The organism is Stenotrophomonas sp. PA-6-5C (assembly GCF_021605635.1).
Classification (GTDB): domain Bacteria; phylum Pseudomonadota; class Gammaproteobacteria; order Xanthomonadales; family Xanthomonadaceae; genus Stenotrophomonas; species Stenotrophomonas lactitubi.
This window is the reverse complement of the sequence record NZ_WKEE01000003.1, coordinates 127,462-143,827: the sequence shown is the minus strand read 5'-3', so window position 1 is coordinate 143,827 and position 16,366 is coordinate 127,462. Positions and strand designations below refer to the sequence as shown.

The 16,366-nt window shown below is 61.6% G+C and carries 15 protein-coding genes and 5 tRNA genes; 17 read left to right on the top strand and 3 right to left on the bottom strand.

Annotated elements, in window-relative coordinates; genetic code table 11:
• The first annotated feature begins 214 nt into the window (after window positions 1–214).
• The 6 genes from GIW57_RS02170 (at window position 215) to GIW57_RS02145 (ending at window position 3,165) form a co-directional block, all read left to right on the top strand.
• Window positions 215–487, top strand: coding sequence for an HU family DNA-binding protein (locus GIW57_RS02170; protein WP_004146343.1), 273 nt, complete (start codon window positions 215–217; stop codon window positions 485–487).
• Window positions 488–498: 11 nt separating this feature from the next.
• Window positions 499–573: transfer RNA gene (locus GIW57_RS02165), tRNA-Val, on the top strand.
• Window positions 574–598: 25 nt separating this feature from the next.
• Window positions 599–675: transfer RNA gene (locus tag GIW57_RS02160), tRNA-Asp, on the top strand.
• A gap of 89 nt (window positions 676–764) precedes the next feature.
• A tRNA-Asp gene (locus GIW57_RS02155) sits at window positions 765–841 on the top strand.
• Between the two features lie 107 nt (window positions 842–948).
• A tRNA-Asp gene (locus GIW57_RS02150) sits at window positions 949–1,025 on the top strand.
• A gap of 184 nt (window positions 1,026–1,209) precedes the next feature.
• Window positions 1,210–3,165 (top strand): peptidyl-prolyl cis-trans isomerase, encoded by a 1,956-nt coding sequence (locus GIW57_RS02145; protein WP_100463361.1) that lies wholly within the window; start codon window positions 1,210–1,212, stop codon window positions 3,163–3,165.
• Between the two features lie 184 nt (window positions 3,166–3,349).
• Here the strand turns inward: GIW57_RS02145 and GIW57_RS02140 are convergent, their stop codons facing one another.
• The gene (locus GIW57_RS02140; RefSeq protein WP_236509043.1) at window positions 3,350–4,543 is read right to left on the bottom strand and encodes a lytic transglycosylase domain-containing protein; all 1,194 of its coding nucleotides are present in this window, start codon (window positions 4,541–4,543) and stop codon (window positions 3,350–3,352) included.
• Window positions 4,540–5,304: a hydroxyacylglutathione hydrolase gene (gene gloB, locus GIW57_RS02135; protein WP_236509042.1), complete on the bottom strand. Its 765-nt coding sequence runs from the start codon at window positions 5,302–5,304 to the stop codon at window positions 4,540–4,542. Before gloB ends, GIW57_RS02140 begins: the two co-directional genes overlap by 4 nt.
• Window positions 5,305–5,315: 11 nt before the next feature.
• Between gloB and GIW57_RS02130 the strand changes: the two genes are divergently transcribed.
• From GIW57_RS02130 to dnaQ, 3 genes are read left to right on the top strand one after another with little or no spacing between them, the layout of a single operon-like run.
• Window positions 5,316–5,960, top strand: coding sequence for a class I SAM-dependent methyltransferase (locus GIW57_RS02130; protein ID WP_236509041.1), 645 nt, complete (start codon window positions 5,316–5,318; stop codon window positions 5,958–5,960).
• Window positions 5,961–5,972: 12 nt separating this feature from the next.
• Entirely contained in the window at window positions 5,973–6,425 is a 453-nt protein-coding gene (gene rnhA, locus GIW57_RS02125) for a ribonuclease HI (RefSeq protein WP_025878155.1), read from the top strand.
• A 4-nt stretch (window positions 6,426–6,429) separates the two neighbouring features.
• Window positions 6,430–7,158: a DNA polymerase III subunit epsilon gene (dnaQ, locus tag GIW57_RS02120; protein ID WP_100463376.1), complete on the top strand. Its 729-nt coding sequence runs from the start codon at window positions 6,430–6,432 to the stop codon at window positions 7,156–7,158.
• Window positions 7,159–7,414: 256 nt separating this feature from the next.
• On the opposite strand, the gene GIW57_RS02115 is transcribed toward dnaQ, so the two are convergent.
• A complete protein-coding gene (locus GIW57_RS02115) occupies window positions 7,415–8,119 on the bottom strand; it encodes a protein phosphatase 2C domain-containing protein (protein ID WP_099819184.1) in 705 nt (234 codons plus the stop codon).
• A gap of 168 nt (window positions 8,120–8,287) precedes the next feature.
• Between GIW57_RS02115 and GIW57_RS02110 the strand changes: the two genes are divergently transcribed.
• The 8 genes from GIW57_RS02110 to GIW57_RS02075 all read left to right on the top strand — a co-directional run bounded on the left by GIW57_RS02110 (window position 8,288) and on the right by GIW57_RS02075 (window position 16,342).
• Window positions 8,288–8,378, top strand: a tRNA-Ser gene (locus GIW57_RS02110).
• A 692-nt stretch (window positions 8,379–9,070) separates the two neighbouring features.
• Entirely contained in the window at window positions 9,071–9,316 is a 246-nt protein-coding gene (locus GIW57_RS02105) for a DUF4258 domain-containing protein (RefSeq protein ID WP_235641868.1), read from the top strand.
• Between the two features lie 2 nt (window positions 9,317–9,318).
• A complete protein-coding gene (locus GIW57_RS02100; RefSeq protein ID WP_236509040.1) occupies window positions 9,319–11,160 on the top strand; it encodes an N-6 DNA methylase in 1,842 nt (613 codons plus the stop codon).
• A 125-nt stretch (window positions 11,161–11,285) separates the two neighbouring features.
• Complete coding sequence (locus tag GIW57_RS02095) at window positions 11,286–12,782, top strand: class I SAM-dependent DNA methyltransferase (protein ID WP_236509039.1); 1,497 nt, start codon at window positions 11,286–11,288, stop codon at window positions 12,780–12,782.
• Window positions 12,779–14,398 carry a class I SAM-dependent DNA methyltransferase gene (locus GIW57_RS02090; protein ID WP_236509038.1) on the top strand — a complete coding sequence of 540 codons (1,620 nt, stop codon included), beginning with the start codon at window positions 12,779–12,781 and terminating at the stop codon, window positions 14,396–14,398. Before GIW57_RS02095 ends, GIW57_RS02090 begins: the two co-directional genes overlap by 4 nt.
• 40 nt (window positions 14,399–14,438) lie before the next feature.
• Window positions 14,439–14,768 carry a type II toxin-antitoxin system RelE/ParE family toxin gene (locus GIW57_RS02085; RefSeq protein WP_236509037.1) on the top strand — a complete coding sequence of 110 codons (330 nt, stop codon included), beginning with the start codon at window positions 14,439–14,441 and terminating at the stop codon, window positions 14,766–14,768.
• A complete protein-coding gene (locus GIW57_RS02080) occupies window positions 14,761–15,885 on the top strand; it encodes a helix-turn-helix domain-containing protein (protein WP_236509036.1) in 1,125 nt (374 codons plus the stop codon). Before GIW57_RS02085 ends, GIW57_RS02080 begins: the two co-directional genes overlap by 8 nt.
• Window positions 15,878–16,342, top strand: a complete 465-nt coding sequence (locus GIW57_RS02075) for a hypothetical protein (protein ID WP_236509035.1) — start codon at window positions 15,878–15,880, stop codon at window positions 16,340–16,342. The genes GIW57_RS02080 and GIW57_RS02075 overlap by 8 nt, the downstream gene beginning before the upstream one ends.
• Window positions 16,343–16,366 lie beyond the last annotated feature (24 nt).

Below are 16,366 nucleotides of genomic sequence, written 5' to 3'. Positions count from 1 at the left end.
TCCTGTCGAAATGCTTGAAACCCGCGTCGTTGCTGGCTTTCCAGCTTGCGTGGGGGTAGGGCCGCTGGTATAAAAGCAGCACTCGCGAATGAGTGATCGCAGTCAGCGCTCACTGAATTCGGCGAACCGTTTCCACATGGCAACCGCATGCAGACGTCGTGCGGTTGCTTCCCTGTCGAATACGCGGAACCCACCGCCAAAGGAGTTGTAAAGAATGAACAAGACCGAATTGATCGATGCCGTTGCTGAAGCTGCCGACCTGACCAAGGCCGAGTCCAGCCGCGCTGTCGATGCCGTCGTTGCTGCCGTCACCAAGGCGCTGAAGGACGGCGATGCGGTCACCCTGGTTGGCTTCGGTACTTTCCAGGTCCGCGACCGTGCTGCCCGCACCGGCCGCAACCCGAAGACCGGCGACACCATCAAGATCGCTGCTTCGAAGAATCCGTCGTTCAAGGCTGGTAAGGCCCTGAAGGATGCTGTAAACTAAGCGGCTCGCTGGGGTGCTTAGCTCAGCGGTAGAGCGTCTCCTTTACACGGAGAGGGTCGGGGGTTCGAAACCCTCAGCACCCACCACAGCACCGCGGTAAGTTTGAAATGTGGAGCGGTAGTTCAGCTGGTTAGAATGCTGGCCTGTCACGCCGGAGGTCGCGGGTTCGAGTCCCGTCCGCTCCGCCATTTTCAACGAGGCCCCCGGCCGAAAAGCTGGGGGCCTTGTTTTCTCTCCAACCACCCGGTTGCAGAGAAAACAAAGAGGTCTGCAATACGGAGCGGTAGTTCAGCTGGTTAGAATGCTGGCCTGTCACGCCGGAGGTCGCGGGTTCGAGTCCCGTCCGCTCCGCCATTGCAAAACTCTTAAATCCTCGTGAAAAAACTTTGAAAAAAGTGTTCAGCGGGGTAGGTTTTCAGGAAGTCTTCGGATATACTGAGCGCCTGCAAAGTTTCAAGCGCGGAGCGGTAGTTCAGCTGGTTAGAATGCTGGCCTGTCACGCCGGAGGTCGCGGGTTCGAGTCCCGTCCGCTCCGCCAACTCTAAGAGCCCTCGACGCAAGTCGGGGGCTTTTTCTTTGCGTCGTTTTCATCGTTTGATGCGCGCGATCGTGTCGATCGCCTGGCCATGATCGCGGCAGACCCCGCCGGCACTGCTTTTGGTCCACGCCGCGAAGCGGGTTACACTGCCGGGCTCGCCAATCAAGCCTTGTGATTCCTCACCATGCTGCAGAAACTCCGCGACAAGACCTCAGGCTGGATCGTTACCGTGATCCTGGGGCTGCTGATGATTCCGTTCCTGTTCGTCATCGACAACAGCTACCTCGGTGGCGTCGGCGCACAGAACGTCGCCAAGGTTTCGGCACCGCCGACCTGGTGGCGCTCGGCACCGTCCTGGTGGCCGGTGCGCATGATGTGGCAGCACCATGAGATCAGCGCACAGGATTTCCGCACCCGTTTCGAGCAGGAACGCATGCGCGAACGCCAGCAGCAGGGCGAGAACTTCGACCCGCGCGCGTTCGAAAGCACCGAGAACAAGCTGGCCGTGCTCGACCAGTTGATCGACGAGCAGGTCGTGCGCCTGGTCGGTGAGCAGGCCGGTGTCGTGATTGGCGACGGCGCTGTGCGCGAATACATCACCACCATTCCGGGCTTCCTGGGCGCCGATGGCAAGTTCAGCGAGAGCAATTACCGTCTGGCCCTGGCCGGTGGCAATCCGCCGCGCACGCCGACCCAGTTCCAGGAACTGGTACGTGAGAGCCTGCAGCAGTCGGTGATCCCGTCGGGCCTGCAGAACTCCGGCTTTGTCACCCAGGCCGAGACCGAGCGTTTGTTGAAGCTGCTGGGCGAGACCCGCGATGTGGAGCTGGCCGCACTGCCGGAAGTTCCGGTTGATACCGCGCCGGTGACCGATGAGCAGATCAAGCAGTGGTACGACAGCCATGGCAAGGATTTCCGCCAGGCCGAATCGGTGTCGCTGGAATATGTCGAGCTCAATGGTGCGAACCTGCCGGCGCCGACCGCGGCCGACGAGGCGACCCTGCGCAAGCGCTATGAAGACGAAAAGGCCAAGTTCACCACCCCGGAACAGCGCCAGGCGGCGCATATCCTGATCACCGGCGACGGTGCTGAAGCCAAGGCCGCCAAGCTGGCGGTTGAAGCAAAGGCGGCAGGTGCCGATTTTGCCGCGCTGGCCAAGGCAAACTCGGAAGATCCCGGTTCCAAGGCGCAGGGCGGTGACCTGGGTTGGGTGGAACGTGGCGCGATGGTCAAGCCGTTTGAAGACGCACTGTTTGGCGCCAAGGCCGGTGAAGTGATCGGCCCGGTCAAGACCGACTTCGGCTTCCACATCATCAAGGTCGCTGCGGTTCGTGGCGGCCAGGGCAAGTCGTTTGAAGAAGTGCGTGACACCCTGGCAGCCGAGCAGCTGAAGGCCGACGGTGAGCGTGGCTTCAACGATCTGGCAGGCCGCCTGGTCGATGCCATCAACAAGAGCCCGAGCGACCTGGCCGCAGCCGCCAAGGACGTCGGCCTGTCGATGCAGACGCTGGGCCCGATCACGCGCACCACCGCCACCGGCATTGCCGCTGATCCGGCCGTGCTGCGTGCTGCCTTCTCCGATGTCCTGGTGCAGGACGGTACCGCCAGCGATCCGATCGCCCTGGGTGGCAGCAGCAACCACAGCGTGGTGATCCGTGTTGCCGCGCATACCCCGGAGCAGGCGATGCCGTTGGACAAGGCGCGTGAGCAGGTGATCGCCGCGATCCGTGCCGACCGTCAGCGCCAGGCCGGTGACAAGGCCGCTGATGCCCTGCTGGCCAAGCTGAAGGCGGGCGCGACCCTGCAGTCGCTGGCCGCCAGCGAGAAGCTGCAGCTGAGCCCGATGCCGGGCCTGCCGCGCAGCCAGCCGGTGCCGACCCCGGAGATCAACCGCGCGATCTTCAGCGCGCCGGTGCCGGCCGAAGGCAAGCCGAGCTACGGCAAGGTCGATGTCAACGGCCATGCGCTGGTCTTCGCGGTGAACAAGGTCAACCCGGGCGACATCAAGGAAGTGACCGCCGAGCAGCAGAAGCAGCTGAAGGACCAGCTGAGCCAGATCGACGGCATGGCTGCGGCCAAGGCCTACATCGAGGCGATGCGCAAGAATTTCTTGATCCAGACCACCGAAGCGAACCTGTAAGCCCTCTGGCGAGCAGGAACGAAAAGGCCCGGCGTTGCCGGGCCTTTTTTGTGCGAGAGCGCTGCTGGAGATTGAACTGTAGAGCCGAGCCTATGCTCGGCTTGTCATGAACCCCGACAGGTCGCAGGCAAGAAAAAGCCGAGCACAGGCTCGGCTCTACACGGGGAGGCGCTTGGCCTGTCCGTCAGTCTTCGACGCGCAGTACCGCGCCTGGCTTCAGCACGCTGCTGCCGCTCAAGCCGTTCAGCGACAACAATGCCTTCACCGGCATGCCGTAGCGGCGGGCGATGGTCCATGCCGATTCGCCGTTGCGCACGGTGTGGCGGCGGTTGCGCGGGCGATCAGCAGCCGACGCGACCACCTTTGCCACCTGCGGGCTCGGCGCAGCGCTGGCCAGTGCGGTGGCAACGGCCGTGCTGGCGATGTCGGCAACGTTCGCATTGGACGCCGAAACAGGGGCCAGTACGCGGGCCGTGCCCGACGGGCGGTTGCCGGCGGCCAATGCCGGATTCAAGCGGGCGATCTTCGCCGGGTCCAGGGCGCGCTGGGCGGCCCACTGCTGGACGCTGGTGCCCGCCGGCAGGGTGTGGTCCTTCAGCACCGGTACGGTGCGGTCCAGCGAGGCCATCACGCCCGGCTGGTCTTCCACGTCTTCCAGCACGCAGGCCAGGGCATGCAGCTTCTCGACATAGGCGTGGGTGACCGGCGACAGCCCGGGCAGGCCGGCCGGCTTGGCGTTCTGCGCGTTCATGCCGGCCTTGCGCATGGACTGCAGCACGCGGTACTCGCCGGCGTTGTAGGCCATGGTGGCCAGGCGCCAGTCACCGCCAAACATGCCATGCAGGGTCTTCAGGTAGCGCACGGCGGCCTGGGTGGACTCCACTGCCGACAGCCGGCCGTCGTAGTTGTTGCTCATCGGCACGCGATGGTTGCGTGCGGTGGTGGCGATGAACTGCCACAGGCCGGTCGGGCCGCTGCCGTTGCGGGCATTGGGCCGGTAGCCGCTTTCGACGAAAGGAATCAGGGCGAATTCGGTGGGCAGGTTGGCTTTGCGCAGCTCTTCGACCACATAACCGAACAGCACCAGCGCGTCGTCATCCTGGTTGGCCAGCCGCGAAGGGGCGTGGGCGAACTGCTTCTGCCAGCGCGGGCTGGTCGCATCGGCGTCGCAGGTAGGTTCAGCCAGGCCGTCGCGGAAGCTGGAGAAGATCTCCTGGCCGTTGCGGACCGATGCGGCCGGCAGCGTTGACGGATCCAGTGGCAGGGCCGAGGCGGCGGTCAGGTTCTGGCTGATGCCGGCGCCCAGCGATTGTGCGCCGGCAGTTCCGGCCAACCCCAGGACAAGACCCAGGGCCAGCGGCAGACTTCGGCGACTCATGCGCGGAAGCCGTCTTTCCAGTGCCGGAGACCGGCCATGACGTCGACGTCGTCCACGACCTCGCGCCCCAGGTGCGCCGACACGGCCGCGCGGATGGGCGCAGTGTGGGTACGCAGGAACGGATTACAGGCAATTTCATCGGCCAGGGATACTGGCAGGGTGGAACGGTCATCGCGGCGCATGGCCAAAGCCTCCTCTTGGCGCTGCAACAAGGCAGCGTTGGCGGGGTCGACATGCCGCGCGAAGACGGCATTTGACACGGTGTACTCGTGAGCGCAACACAGCAGCAGCTGCGCGGGCAGGGCACCCAGCTTGCGCATCGATGCCAGCAGCTGGGACGGCGTACCTTCGAACAGGCGTCCACAGCCCAGGCTGAACAACGAATCTCCGCTGAAAAGCTGTTCAGCGGTGTGAAACGCGATGTGGCTGCGGGTGTGCCCGGGGACGGATAGTACGTGGAACATCTGGCCTAATGCCTGAACACGTTCACCTTCACCAACCCGCTCGGTGGCCATCGGGATGCGCTCTTCGACCGGTGCGACCACGCGCACGCCGGCGAAACGCGCCTGCAGCGCCGCTACCCCGTCGATGTGGTCGTCGTGATGATGGGTGAGCAGGATGGTGTCCACGCGCACGCCTTGGTCGGCCAGCGCCAGTATCGGCGCAGCGTCGCCGGGATCGACGACCACGGCAGCGCCGTCGTCGGCGATCAGCATCCAGATGTAGTTGTCCGCAAATGCGGGCAGGGCAGTCAGTCGCATAGAATTGGACCATGCCCGCGCTGCAGAGCACCCGTCAAGCGAGCCAGGCCCCGTGGTTCGACAGCGAACCGGCGGAGGCCTTGCGCGTGCTCGAACGGCAACTGCTGCTGCCGCAGCTGTCGCTGTTGCCGGCCCGGCCCTGGTTGTGGATCGCCCCCAGCGCCGCCTGGCTGGCTGATGCGCAGCTGGGCGGGCGTGGCCTGCGGCTGCATCGCGAGGGCACTGGCTACGCTGGCGATACCCGCTGCGCACTGCCGTTGCCGCTGCCCAACGAGAGCGTCAACGCCATCGTGCTGCAGCATGTGACCGTCGGTGATGCCGACCATCTGCTGGACGAATGCGAGCGCGTGTTGATGCCCGGCGGCCATCTGTGGCTGACCAGCCTCAATCCGTTCAGCCCGTTCCGCACCCGCTGGCGCCAGCACGGGCTGGCGGTACGCACGCCGCAGCGCATCCGCCAACTGCTGCAGCGCCACGGGCTGGAATGCGAGGACACGCGCTACCTGGGGCCGATTTGGCAGGGGGCCGGCAGCCGCCATCGCGGCGGCTGGGCCCCCCTGCGCGCGGCCTGCCTGTTCCACGCCGAGAAACGCACGCTGGCCCTGCCCGGGCCGACCCCGTTGCCCGTGCGCTGGCACGGCACCGTTGCTACCTGATCTGGAGTTGTATTGAAAACCATCGAAATCCACACCGACGGTTCCTGCCTCGGCAATCCCGGCCCCGGTGGCTGGGCGGCGCTGCTGCGTTACAAGGGGCATGAGCGCGAACTGAGCGGTGGTGAAGCGCATACCACCAACAATCGGATGGAGCTGATGGCGGCCATTTCCGGCCTGGAGTCGCTGACCGAGCCCTGCGAGATCGTCCTCTACACCGATTCGCAGTACGTACGGCAGGGCCTGACCCAGTGGCTGCCGGGCTGGATCCGCAAGAACTGGAAGACCGCCGGCGGTGACCCGGTGAAGAACCGTGAACTGTGGGAGCGCCTGCAGGCAGCCACGCTGCGGCACCAGATCGATTGGCGCTGGGTGAAGGGCCATTCCGGCGATCCGGACAATGAACGCGTGGATACCCTGGCCCGCAACGCCGCGATCCAGATCCGCGACGGCAGCCCGGTAAACTGAGCCCATGCGTCAGATCATCCTTGATACCGAAACCACCGGCCTGGAGTGGAAGAAGGGCAACCGCGTCGTCGAAATCGGCTGCGTCGAGTTGTTCAAGCGCCGCCCGACCGGCAACACCTATCACCAGTACCTGAAGCCCGACTGCGAATTCGAACAGGGCGCGCAGGAAGTCACCGGCCTGACCCTGGAATTCCTGGCCGACAAGCCGCAGTTCGCGCAGGTCGTGGAGGAGTTCCTGGCCTTCATCGATGGCGCCGAACTGATCATCCACAACGCGGCGTTCGATCTGGGCTTCCTCGACAACGAGCTGTCCCTGCTCGGCGAGCAGTACGGGAAGATCACCGATCGCTGCACGGTGATCGATACCCTGGCGCTGGCGCGCGAGCGTTTCCCGGGCCAACGCAACTCGCTCGATGCGCTGTGCAAGCGGCTGGGCGTGGACAACTCGCACCGCGCCCTGCATGGCGGTCTGCTGGATGCGCAGATCCTCGGCGATGTGTACATCGCGCTGACCTCGGGCCAGGAGGAGATCGGCTTCGGGCTGGGCGATGACGATGCCGGTGGCGCTGCGGCGTTGCAGGCGTTCGATGCGTCCAAGCTGCTGCCGCGCCCGCGCGTGGTGGCCACGCCATCGGAACAGGAAGCGCACGCGGCGCGTCTGGAGCGGCTGCGCAAGAAAGCTGGCCACGCGTTGTGGGATGGCCCGAAGGTGGAAGAGGCTGCGAGCGCGTAGGACGCATGGCGGGGTGACAGGTGCGAAATGCAGCCACGCATGGCGTGGCTCTGCGGTAGATCCACGCCATGCGTGGATGCCGTTGCTCAGTGGCAGCGCACCAGGATCACGGTGATGTTGTCCGATGACGCGCCAGCGCAATCGCGCTGCCGCCCCACAATTTGCGTTGCAAATCGTGGGCCCCGTCTCACCAGCATCCATACCCCCGCCGCTTCGCGGCCGCCCCCTGACTCAGGGGGCTTCCCTCCAGCCGGCTTCAGTGGCAGCGCACCAGGATCACGGTGATGTTGTCCGAGCCGCCGCCGTCTAGGGCGGTGGCGACCAGGCTGTCCACGCATTCCTGCGCGCTGGCATCGTCGAAGGCGAGGGTGCGGGCGATGCCGCGATCATCCACTTCCTCGGTCAGGCCATCACTGCACAGCAGCAACTGCATGCCCGGGCGCAGCTCGCCGCTGGTGGTCGCCACATTCAGGTGTGCCGGGTCGGTGACGCCCAGTGCCTGGGTGACCACGTTGCGGTGCGGATGGGCGCGCGCCTGCTCGGCGGTCAGGTTGCCCTGCGCGACCAGTTCCTGCACCACGCTGTGGTCCTGGCTGAGCTGGGCAAGCTGGCCATCGCGCCACAGATAGGCGCGGCTGTCGCCGACCCAGGCCACTTCGTAGCGGTTGCCCTGCACCCGTGCAGCGACCACGGTGGTGCCCATCGGCAGGCTGTCGTTGCGCCGGCGCGAGGCGCGGATGATCTCTTCGTCGGCCGTGCGGATCGCCTGCGCCAACGGCGCGCCACGGCGGATCTCGCGGACGATGGTCTCGCGCGCCAGCGCGCTGGCCACTTCGCCGCAGGCGTGCCCGCCCATGCCGTCGGCCACCAGCCACAGGGCCAGCTCGCCGTCACCGTAATAGGTGTCCTCGTTGAGCTCGCGGCGCAGGCCGGGGTGGGTGAGATGTCCGAATTCGATCATGGTGGGTGCTGGGGACGGGGTAATGCCGGGGAGAACGGCATCATCACGGCCAAGCGGACATCCGGCAAGCCATGCAGTCAGGAAAATTTCACTTCGCAGGCCATAATGACTTGTCGTCAGCCGCGCTTCCTCGTATGATGCGCGTCCCCGGTTCGCCGGGGAACATCTGGAGAGGTGGCAGAGCGGTTGAATGTACCTGACTCGAAATCAGGCAGGCGTTTATAGCGCCTCGGGGGTTCGAATCCCCCCCTCTCCGCCAGATACTTGAACTAAGCCCTTGATATTCAAGGGCTTTTTTCATTTATGGCCTGGCTGGTATGCCATCTGGTATGCCATGAGGAGCTGGCTGCTGCTGGATCACTCTGGACGTCTGCACGCCTGCAATTAGCGCAGATATGCCTTGCTGAAAGGGGCGTTTGCATGCCATCGATCGCTAGACTGGGCAGTTCACGACGCTGTGCGCCTTGCGACTGGCTCCGCTGGTCTTTACTCGTCCTGGCGAGCTGCGTAAGGCGGAGGTGCAGGCGTGGGCCGACTATCTGGACAGCCTGCGTGCAGGTAACGTCGCCCCCTAGACTCTAAACCGCCCCGCTACTGATGGCGGGTGACGTCGTTCTTTCGAGACGGGTCATGATGTCAGGCTAGAGCTCCGGGGCTTCAATGCGCCGTAGCGTTGCGCGACTGGTTGGTTGGCCCTTGGTCTCGACGCTTAGGATGCAGGCGAGCAGGCGCACCTTCATTCTCTCTCTTGGTCTGGCAAGCTTTGTGGACGGAGTAGATGAAGGGGGTCCTGTAGGTGCGTTGTTATCCTCCTTTAAAAATCAATAGCTTACAAAGAAATTCAGTCGATCAACTGCAGAAGTTGGAAAAATAACTGTTCCTTCTTGAAAAAAGTATCGCATCTAAGATCTTTGATGATGTATGCTTACATCATCAAAGAGAGGAAGTGCTATGCGAAAGACAGTTCACTTCGAGAAGCGGATGTCCCAGCGGGGCATCAACAAGGACATGGTTCAGCTGGTCATGGAGTACGGCGAGCAGCAGGGGGACAAGCTCATCCTCAGTCGCAAGGCCGCCGAGCGCCTGATGCATGCGGCACGCACCCTGGCCAAGATCCTGGACAAGGGCGGTTTGGTCGTTGTTGCTGCCGGCGAATCCCAGCTGACCACTTACAACTACGAAGGCCGGAGTCATTGAACATGACCGACAGCAAAGCAGGGCAGGTACTGTTTCAGTTGACCGATCAGCTGCGCGGGCCGCTACGCACGGAGGACGCGCAACTGCTGGCATTTCAATTGCTGGTCTGGGCACATCTCGGCGAAGAGCATCAGATTCATCCAGCCGATATGGCAGAGACGGCGCTCCACGGTGGCTCCCGGGAAATTGTCGAAGCGCTCAACCGTCTCTCCATGTCTGACGGTCTGCTGGGGCATGCATTCAGCGGGGCGGCAAGCCATGCCCGTGCGGCGGGTACGGATATCGAGAGCGCCTTGTCTGCTGCCAAGCGTCTGGCCGATGGTGGCATCTTCGAGCGTTTCTTGCCGGCCGATATCGCGGCAGAACTGGCAACGCCACGCGATGCGTCACTTGGATTACCCAAGGAGCTGGTCGCCATGGTGGCCGAATTGGCCGTCGGGTTCGAAGCTCGTTCTGTCTACTGCCCGTGGGAGATGGAAGGGCAACTGATCAGTGCGACGCTCTGCGAAGCGATTGAAGTTTTCGTGGAAACGCCTTACCTGTCGCCGTTGGTTGCGCTTTTTGCCCTCTTCCACAAAGGCGAAATCCTTTGCGAGGTGGCTGATCCGTTGGCAACGCCCACAGCGATCAAAAGCGGTCGTCTGAAAAAATTTGATTCGGCGATGTCTTTCCCACCCTTCGGAATGCTACCAAAGAGCGAGGTGGCGAACCAGGACATTTATGGCCGTTTCCCGATCAAGCAGGCAACGGTTACGGGCCTGATGATCCAGCACATCCTGGCACAAACCGATGGCCGTGCCGTGATCGTTGTGCCAAACAGTTTCCTGTTTGGTCCCGGCAGGGATCGTGACTTGCGACAGTACCTGCTGGAAAAGGGCTGGGTGACGGCGGTCGTTGGCTTGCCAGGTGGGATCTACAAGAACACTGGCATCGGCAGTGGCTTGCTGCTTCTTGATACCCGTCGTTCCAATGACCGGGTCGGCTTCATCGATGCGGGCCAGCCCTATTTTTGCCAATCGATCAACCGCACCCGGAAGGCGCTGATCAACACCGGCGACATCGTTGCCTACTGCAATGCACTTTCTGAAGGTGACACTGAGCGGGCAAGTGCCCTGCTAGGCCAGGATCTGGCAGTGACTGCCACCTTCGAAGAACTCCAGTCGAACGATTTTTCATTCGCTGTTGAGCGCTATGTGGTCTCGGAATCGCAGAGGCGTCTGCAGGGGCAGATGCAACGATTGGAAACGGCTGAGTTGGGTGAGGTCGCGGAGTTGTTGAACCCTGTGCCCAACAAGGATCGCAACCAGGAAGGCCCGGAGGCGATCGAGGTGCTGGAAGTAGGGGCCCAGGACCTACCTGCTAACGGCTACATCAAGAGCCCAGAGAAAAAGGTCAATATCGTTCTGCCTGTGCGCCGCAGTGGCAGTGGTAACGATGTCTTTCTCCGTCCGGGCGATGTGGTGCTGATCACCAAGGGCAGTACCGGAAAGGTTGGCATCGTTCCGGAGGATGTGCCGCCAGCTGGGCAAGGTGGCTGGATTGCCGGGCAATCGGCCATCGTTCTGCGCAGTTCGGATGGCAAGGCAGACCTGCGCTGGCTGGGACTATGGCTGCGTTCGAAGATGGGCCAGGGTGTGCTGTCAGGTATTACCTCTGGTTCGACCATTCCGATGATATCCATTCAGACCCTGCGCAAGCTGGAAGTTCCAGTGGTGGCCTTGGCTGAGCAGTCACGCGCTGGCGAAGTTCTGCAGCACGAGATGCAGCTGCAAGCCCGTATTGATGAGCTGCGTGATGAGCAGTCTGGCCTGGCAGAAAATCTCTGGGCTGAGCTGCTGGGCTGAATCGAGTACCTGCTTCCCGTGGCAATGGTCCATCAGAAACCTTTCAGTGTGCGCTTCTCACGTTGAGAGATGCGTCACTCTAGAGTCAACCAGCTGTCCAGCCGACTGAAGTCCAAGGGCGCTTTATGAGTACAGATTTGAATACTTCATCTGCATTGCAAAACCATCTGTGGGAGTCGGCGAACATCCTTCGCGGCCCCGTGGATGCCGCTGATTTCAAGACCTACATCTTCCCGTTGCTGTTCTTCAAGCGCATCTGTGATGTCTGGGACGAGGAATACCAGGAAATCGTCGATGAGACCGGCGATGAACAGTTGGCCTGGTATCCGGAATCCCATCGTTTCCAGATTCCTGAGGGCTGCCATTGGAACGAGGTGCGTGAGGTTGCTAGCAATGTCGGCGCTGCCCTGCAGCGCGCCATGCGCGAGATCGAAAAAGCCAACCCTGACACGCTCTATGGCGTTTTCGGTGATGCACAGTGGTCCAACAAAGAGCGTCTGTCTGATGCGCTGCTCAAGGATCTGATCGAGCATTTCTCGATGCAGCCCTTCGGCAACAAGGATGTGGATTCCGATCAGCTGGGTGATGCCTACGAATACCTGATCAAGAAGTTCGCCGACGCCACCAACAAGAAGGCCGGCGAGTTCTACACCCCGCGCAGCGTCGTGCGGCTGATGATCGACATGCTCGACCCCAAAGAAGCCGAGACCATCTACGACCCGGCCTGCGGCACTGGCGGCATGTTGCTGGCCGCCGTGCAGCACGTGAAGGAACAGCATGGCGAGGTGAAGCGGCTGTGGGGCAAGCTGTACGGACAAGAGAAAAACCTCACCACATCATCCATCGCGCGGATGAACCTGTTTCTCCACGGCATCGAGGATTTCCATGTGGTGCGTGGTGACACGCTGCGCAACCCGGCCTTCTTCGAGGGCGACCGGCTGGCCACCTTCGACTGTGTCATCGCCAATCCGCCGTTTTCGCTGGAAAAGTGGGGCGAGGACCTGTGGCTGAACGATCCCTTCGGCCGCAACTTTGCCGGTCTGCCGCCGGCATCCAGCGGTGACTTCGCGTGGGTGCAACACATGGTCAAGTCGATGGCCGACGTCAGTGGTCGGATGGCCGTGGTGCTGCCCCAGGGCGCCCTGTTCCGCAAAGGTGTGGAAGGCAACATTCGCCAGAAGCTGCTGGAGATGGATCTGGTCGAGGCGGTGATCGGTTTGGCGCCCAACCTTTTCTACGGCACCGGGCTCGCCGCGTGCATCCTGGTTCTGCGCAAGCGCAAGCCGGCCAAGCACAAGAAGAAGGTACTGATCGCCGATGCGTCGCGCCTGTTCCGCCGGGGCCGCGCGCAAAACTATCTGGAGCCCGAGCACGCCACCGAAATCCTCAGCTGGTATCGCGGCTTTGCCGATGTGCAGGACGCAGTCCGCGTGGTCAGCCTCGACGAGATCAAGGCCGAAGACTGGACGCTGAACATTTCGCGCTATGTCCTGCCGCCATTGCAGGAAGACATCCCACCGCTGCCCGATGCGATTGCGGCATTCAAGGACGCGCTCACCCGCTGCCGTGAAGCCGAAGAACGACTTGCGCAGGTCATGACTGAAGGGGGATGGCTGCAATGAGCTCGGACCGCCCATTCAAAGACAACAAGATCTTTACTGAAGAAATGGCGAATGCTGCGCGCGCTCGACTGAAGGAAAAGTTTGCCCAGATGGAACAAGAGAAAGCTCGTAGCACCAAACGCATCAGCCAACAAGAACTCGAAAGCTACCTGTGGGGCGCCGCCGTGCTGCTGCGCGGTCTCATCGACGCGGGTGACTACAAGCAGTTCATCTTCCCGCTGCTGTTCTACAAGCGCGTGTCGGATGTGTGGGAGGAGGAATACCAAACGGCCCTGGCCAACTCAGGCGGCGACCTCTCCTACGCGCAGTTCGCGGAGAACCACCGCTTCCAGATTCCCGAGGGCGCGCACTGGAACGATATACGCCAGACCCCGAAGAACGTCGGTGCCGCCATCCAGAAGGCCATGCGCGCCATCGAAAGCGCCAACCCGGATCTGCTCGACGGCATCTTCGGTGACGCGCCCTGGACCAACCGCGAGCGTCTGCCCGACGAAACGCTGAAAAACCTCATCGAGCATTTCTCGACGCAGACACTCTCGGTGGCGAATGTGCCCGAGGACGAGTTGGGCAACGCCTACGAATACCTGATCAAGAAGTTCGCGGACGACTCAGGCCACACAGCCGCCGAGTTCTATACCAACCGCACCGTCGTGCACTTGATGACGCAACTTCTTGCACCTCAGGCTGGCGAGTCGATTTACGACCCCACGTGCGGCACCGGCGGCATGCTGATTTCAGCGCTGGACGAAGTGAAACGCTCGGGCGGCGAGTACCGCACGCTCAAGCTCTACGGGCAGGAGCGCAACCTCATTACCTCATCCATCGCTCGCATGAACCTGTTCCTGCACGGCGTGGAGGACTTCGAAATCATCCGGGGTGACACCCTGGCCGAACCCAAGCACATCGAAGGCGACCGCCTGCGCCAGTTCGACGTGATCCTGGCCAACCCGCCGTACTCCATCAAGCAGTGGAACCGGGAGGCATGGAGCAGTGACAAGTGGGGCCGCAACTCCCTTGGCACGCCGCCGCAAGGCCGCGCCGATTACGCCTTCCAGCAGCACATCCTGACCAGCCTCACCGCCAAGGGGCGTAGTGCCGTGCTCTGGCCGCACGGTGTGCTGTTCCGTAATGAAGAACAGGCCATGCGCGCCAAGATGGTTGAGCAGGACTGGGTCGAGGCTGTCATCGGCTTGGGCCCCAACCTGTTCTACAACTCCCCAATGGAGTCGTGCATCGTCATCTGCAACCGCAAGAAGGCCGCTGCTCGCAAGGGCAAGGTGATCTTCATCGACGCGGTGAACGAGGTCACCCGGGAGCGGGCGCAGAGCTTTCTTAAGCCCGAGCACCAGCAGCGCATCCTGAGCGCTTACAAGACCTTTGTCGATGTGCCCGGTTTCGCCAAGGTCGCCACCTTGGCCGAAATCGGCGCCAATGCGGGCAACCTCTCGATCCCGTTGTACGTGAAGCGCGCTACCCCCATGGTTGCCAACGACAGCAATGGCGACGCGGTATCGCTGCGCTCTGCCTGGGACCAATGGCAAACCGATGGTCGTGCGTTTTGGCAACAGATGGATGAGCTGGTCGAGACCCTCGATGGACTGGTGAAGGTAGATTAAACTTTACCTGATAGGTAAAAAAATATAGAATGGAGCGCCTTTGAAGATTGGGTACAAAAACAAAAAGCTTCAAGACCTGTGCCAAAAGCGTGCTGTAGCCGATAAGAAGCTCGGGGCGGACTGCGCCCGTAAGTTGATGATACGCCTGCAAGCTATGGAGGCGGCAGAGCGCGTTACCGATCTGGTTGCAGGCAATCCGCACCCACTCAAGGGAGACCGTGCTAGAGAGTTTGCCCTCGACCTGGCAGGCGGCTGGCGTCTGACTTTCGTACCCGCCCATGATCCTTGCCCCACCAAGCTGGATGGCGGCATTGACTGGGCGCAAGTGACCATCGTGACCATTGAATACATAGGGGACTACCATGACTGAACTGAGTGCTCCATTTGCGCCGGATTGGGTGTTGGCTCCCGGCGAATCCATTCTTGACCTGGCCGAAGAGCGTGGCTGGTCACAAGGCGAACTGGCCCAGCGGCTGGGCTATAGCGAAAAACACATCAGCCAGCTCATCAATGGCAAGGTTCCGATCACCGTGGATGCCGCACAAAGGTTAGAGCGTGTGCTGGGCAGCTCCATTGATTTTTGGCTGGCGCTGGAAGCCAATTACCAAAAGCACAAAGCCCGATTGGAAGCAGAAGAACGCCATGCCAGCTGGATTCCCTGGCTAGATGAGCTGCCCGTCAAAGAATTGATGAGCAGTGGCGCGATTGCCAAGGTGCGCAACGATGACAAGAACAAGCCGGGTATTGTCGAGTCCTGCCTGCGCTTTTTTGGTGTTGCCTCGCCTGATGAATGGCGCAGCCACTACGGCGGTATGCAAGTTGCCTTTCGTCGCAGCCGGGACGAACAAAGTGATGTGGGGGCCATCTCAGCCTGGCTGCGCATGGGTGAACAGGCGGTTGAAAAACAAGAGGCACCCAAATACGACAGGGCTCGTTTAACAAAAGCCCTAAATGAAATTCGCACACTGACCTGTGAGCCTCCGGAAGTCTTTCATCCACGCATGGTTGAGCTTTTAAGGGCGGCAGGTGTGTTGCTGGCAGTTGTTCCCGCAATCCCACGTGCCCATGTAAGCGGTGTGGCGCGCTGGCTTAGCCCAACCCGACCGCTCATACAGCTTTCTCTTTATGGCAAGACCAACGACAAGTTCTGGTTCACCTTTTTCCACGAGGCGGCCCACATCCTGCTACATGCAGACAGCAAAGAAGCCAAAAAATCCATCTTTCTGGATGACCCTAACGCCAGCCATAGTGCCGACCCGCGCGAGCAGGAGGCCAACCAATGGGCAGGCAATGTTCTGATACCGCAGGAATACAGCAACGCTCTCGTTACGCTTCGTACCAAAGATGCTGTCAGATCCTTTGCTGAAAGCATTGGCATCCACCCCGGCATCGTCGTGGGGCGCTTGCAGCATGATCACCTCATTGAGCCTTCATGGATGAATGATCTGAAGCAGAGCTTTCGATTCAAGGAAGCTGCAGATGAGTGAAGTAAAAGTCATGAAGCCCGGCTGGCGTCGAGTGAAGTTTGGCGATGTGGTAAGGCTGTCCAAGGCGCGTAGCAAAGACCCTCTGGCCGATGGCATTGAACGCTATGTCGGTCTGGAACATCTCGAGCCCGGTGACTTGCGTATCCGCAGCTGGGGCAGCGTCGCTGACGGCGTGACCTTCACCAGCGTGTTTCAACCGGGGCAGGTGCTGTTCGGCAAGCGACGCGCTTACCAGCGCAAGGTGGCTGTGGCGGATTTCTCTGGGGTGTGTTCCGGGGACATCTACGTGCTGGAGACCAAGGACGCACAGGTTTTGCTGCCGGAGTTGCTGCCCTTCATTTGCCAGACCGATGCCTTCTTCGATCACGCCGTGGGTACGTCGGCAGGCTCCTTGAGTCCCCGCACCAACTGGACTAGTTTGGCGGACTTTGAGTTCGCATTGCCCACGACTGCGTGAATCGCCCAGGATTTTGTAGACAGT